Origin of the sequence: Myxococcus sp. AM009 (assembly GCF_013372605.1) — a bacterium.
Lineage (GTDB): Bacteria > Myxococcota > Myxococcia > Myxococcales > Myxococcaceae > Myxococcus > Myxococcus vastator.
This window is the reverse complement of record NZ_JABXEP010000295.1, coordinates 1-3764: the sequence shown is the minus strand read 5'-3', so window position 1 is coordinate 3764 and position 3764 is coordinate 1. Positions and strand designations below refer to the sequence as shown.

The following is a 3764-nucleotide window of genomic DNA, read 5'->3' as shown; positions in this document are numbered from 1 at the left end:
ACACCCGGCCCCCTGCCCAGGGCGGGCGCAACGGTCCCCGCGTCGACACCCAGGCTTCCGGTTCGGTGGAGCAGCCGCGGCACGGCGCGCTGAGCGGTCAGTCCAGCTTCACGGCCGGCGGTGCCCGCACCGACGTGAGCGGCACCGGCCCCGGTGGCATCGACACGCGCGCCCACGTCCAGGGCCCCACGTTCACCGCGGATGCGCAGGTGGACGCGGACATCGGCCTGTCCGGCATCGACGTGAGCGTCGACATCGACATCGAGGCCAACCTCATCGAGGCGGGCGCCGGGGCCTCCAAGACGGTCGAGTTCGAGATTGCCGGCGAGGAGTACTCCGTCGAACTGGACCTGGAGGCGCTGGGCAGGATTGGCGCCGAGGGCAGCATCGAGCTGGACCTGCACGTGGGCACCGACGGCAACGTGTCCATCAACGCCGCGGCCTCCGGCTTCGCGGGTGCGCAGGCGAGCCTCACGGGCTCCATCGAGCTGAAGCACGAGGACAACACGCTCGCGTCCGGCAGCATCACCGCCAGCGCCAGCGCGGGTGTCAGCGGCGACGCGCACGCGAACATCGGCATCGACAACGGCAACCTGGAGTTCGACGTCGGCGTGGAGGCCACCGCGGGCCTGGGCCTGGGCGTGGAAATCGAGGGCTCCGTCAACCCCGGCAACGTGCTGAGGGCCGTGGGTGAGACGGCCGCCGCCGCCGGTGGCGAAGTGCTGGAGAACGTGGTCGACGGCGCCATCAACGCGGGCGGCGCGGTGGCCGACGCCGCGGGCGAGGTCTTCTCCAACGCGGCGGACGCCGTGACGGACTTCGCGGGCGACGTGGGCAACGGCATCAAGAACGCCTGGGAGTCGGTGTTCTAGAGGTACCCACCTGACGTCCCCACCGCTAGAATCGGTGCCCATGGCCGTCTCCAAGCTGGCATCCTCCGCCGCGCGTCTCATGAAGCAGGGCTTGCTGAAGGAGGCGGCCCGGGACTTCGAGCGCGCCCTTGAACAGGACCCGAAGGATGCCAGCGCGCTGCTGGGGCTGGCCCGGCTGCGGCTGGCCCAGCACGACGAAACGGCGGCGCGCGAGGTGCTCCAGCGGCTGGTGGCGCTGCACCCCACCCACCCCGAGGCGCTGAGTCACCTGGCCCGGATGGACGCGGAGAAGGGTGATGCGCGCCAGTTGGACCTGCTGGCCGCGCTCGCCGCGCAGCCCAAGGCGGGCTTCTTCGAGGTCATCAATCACGGCCGCGCCCTGCTGGGGCATGACCGGTACGCCGCCGCCATCCCGGAGCTGGAGCGCGCGCTGGCGCTGCAGCCCGGCAACGCCCAGACGCTGACGTACCTGGGCATGGCCCTCCAGGGTGACAAGCAGCTGGACCGGGCGCTGCGGCGCTATCAAGAAGCCGCGGAGGCCAACAAGACGGAGCACCTGCCGCTCCAGCTCGCCGCGCGCGTGCAGCTCCTGCAAGGGCACGTGGGCGCGGCCATCGTCACGCTCCGGCAGGCCATCCTGCGCAGCCCCCGGGAGACGACCCTCTTCCGGGAGTTCGCCTCACTGTGCTTGATGGCCGGCGCGCCCGAAGCGGCGATGCGCGCGGCCATCGAGCTGCGCCTCCAGCTTCCCGACAGCGCGGACGCCATCTACCTGCACGGCATCTCCGCCTTCGTGGCCGGTAAGGACGAGGAGGCGGACCGCATCCTCCGCGAGGCGCTGGCCAAGGCCCCGGAGTCCGTGCCCGTGCGCGTGGCGCTGGCCAAGGTGCGCCGCAAGCTGGGTGACGACGCGGAGGCGCAGAAGCTGCTGGAGGCCGCCGTGGCCTCGGACCCATCCGAGGCCGGCGCCGCCAACGACCTGGCGGTGCTGCACCTGTCGCGCCCCAGTGGCGCCGCCGCCGCGCGCGCCGTGCTCACCGAGGCCTTGAAGCACCACCCGGAGGACGCGGGCGTCCACCTCAACCTGGCGCTGGCCCTGGCGGACAGCGACAAGGCCCAGGCGCTCACGCACGCGCAGCGCGCCCAGGCGAGCACCCACCGCGACATCCGCGAGCAGGCCGAGCGGCTCGTCACCGCCCTGGGCCCGCGCTGACGCGGCCTTCGCCGCGCCGCTACCCCTGCTGGAGCAGGCCCAGCACGCCCAGCACCTCGGGGTACACCTTGTTGGCGAAGTAACGGCCGCCCGCGACGGTGAAGTGCACGCCGTCCGCCATGCGCAGGCGCATGGGCCTGCGGAAGCCATCCACCCGGGCCTGACGCAGCGCGCGTCCCTTCGCGTCGGTGAAGAAGGGGCGCGTGTCCAGGTGCACCGCGTCCTGCCGGGAGGAGATGACCTCACGCTGGAGGGCGCGGATGATGCGCAGCTTCTGCTCGAAGCGCTTGAGCCCCGTGGTCGGCAGCTCCAGCCAGACAATCTTCCGGCCGGGTGAGGCGAGCACGGCCAGGAAGTCGTTGATGCGCTGGCGGTAGGCGGCCTCCCACTCCGCCTGGCCCCAGCGGATGGCCTTGCCGCCCTGGGTGTCCTGGAGCGACTGCCCGTCGTTGCCCCCGAGGATGACGACGACGACGTCCGGCTGGTGCCGCTCCACCTCCTCACGGCCCACGTCCATCCAGTCGAAGAAGTCCGGGCGCGCCAGGCCCGTGGAGGACTTGGCGCGGCGGGCCGACTGGATGCGCGGGTGCGCATCCAACTGGGCCTGGAGGTACTCCCCGAAGCCGGTGGCGATGAGGCTGTCCCCCAGCAGCAGCACCTTGTGCTTGCGCGCCACTTCGGGCGACGGAGCCGGCGCCGCGGCGGGCGGCGATATGGCCGTGGGCACCACGGTGAAGGGCGGCGGCGCCACGGTGAAGGGCGGCGGCGCCACGGTGAAGAGCGGCGGCGCCTGCACGGAAGCGGCGGGCGCGGGCGTCGCGGAGACAACGAAGAGGATGACGAGCAATCGCGTGAGGCGGTTCTGCATTGGCGCCCGAAACGTAGCGAGCCCCGCGCCATCCGTACATCCCCCCTTTCGGCTCGACTCGGCCCCGCACCGCCCCTGCCGGGCTGCGTCAGGCGGCGCGGGTGTCCACTTCGGGGTGCGCCGCCGCGCCCAGGGCCGCCAACCAGGGCCGCAGCAGCCCGGCGCACGCCTCCGGGTGCGTGAAGTAGGGCACATGCCCCGCGCCCCGCAGCAGGTGCCGGGGCGTTCCCGGCGGCAGCGACGCGGCCAGCCGCTCCACCGTCGACGGCGGCACCAGCACGTCCCGCGTGCCCTGGATGCAGACGCAGGACACGGGCAGCCTGCGCAGCTCCGGCGGGGGCGCCTCGCCGCGGATGGCCAGGGCGCGATGCCACGTGGAGCTGCGCTCCAGCGCCGTGGTGGGGACGACCTCGGGCACCCGGGCGAAAGCCACCGGCGTCCAGGCCGCGAGCCCCGCAGCCACCACGCCCGGCCGGGCCCACCGGGCGATGGGGCCCATCATCCCAATGGCGAGCCCGCGCACGCCCAGGTGCTCGGTGCGGGTGAAGGCGCCCAGGAAGGCCACGCCTCGCGCCGCGCCGGCCGCCGCCAGGTGCGCGGCCACCATGCCCCCGAAGGAGCTGGCCACCACCGCGTCCACGTCCCCCACGGCCCGCAGCACCTGCCGCGCCAACGCGCCCGCGCCGCAGGCCGCCGCCTCGCCTTCGGGGTACTCCACCAGGATGGGACGGGCCCAGGGCAACAGCTGGTGGGCCAGCGCCTGGAAGCCGGAGCCACGCGCGCCCAGCCCTGGCAGCAGCAGCACCCGAGG

The 3764-nt window shown here is 73.5% G+C and carries 4 protein-coding genes; 2 read left to right on the top strand and 2 right to left on the bottom strand.

The genetic code is table 11. The features are described from left to right. The coding region (locus tag HV824_RS35080) for a Circumsporozoite protein (RefSeq protein WP_176425213.1) at positions 1–872 on the top strand (872 nt) is incomplete at its 5' end. Between the two features lie 40 nt (positions 873–912). Next, positions 913–2085, top strand: coding sequence for a tetratricopeptide repeat protein (locus HV824_RS35075; RefSeq protein ID WP_176420518.1), 1173 nt, complete (start codon positions 913–915; stop codon positions 2083–2085). A 19-nt stretch (positions 2086–2104) separates the two neighbouring features. Here HV824_RS35075 and HV824_RS35070 read toward each other — a convergent pair whose 3' ends face one another. After that, the gene (locus tag HV824_RS35070) at positions 2105–2953 is read right to left on the bottom strand and encodes an SGNH family hydrolase (protein WP_176420517.1); all 849 of its coding nucleotides are present in this window, start codon (positions 2951–2953) and stop codon (positions 2105–2107) included. Between the two features lie 88 nt (positions 2954–3041). Beyond that, a partial coding sequence (locus tag HV824_RS35065; protein WP_176425212.1) for an alpha/beta fold hydrolase occupies positions 3042–3764 on the bottom strand: 723 nt, incomplete at its 5' end.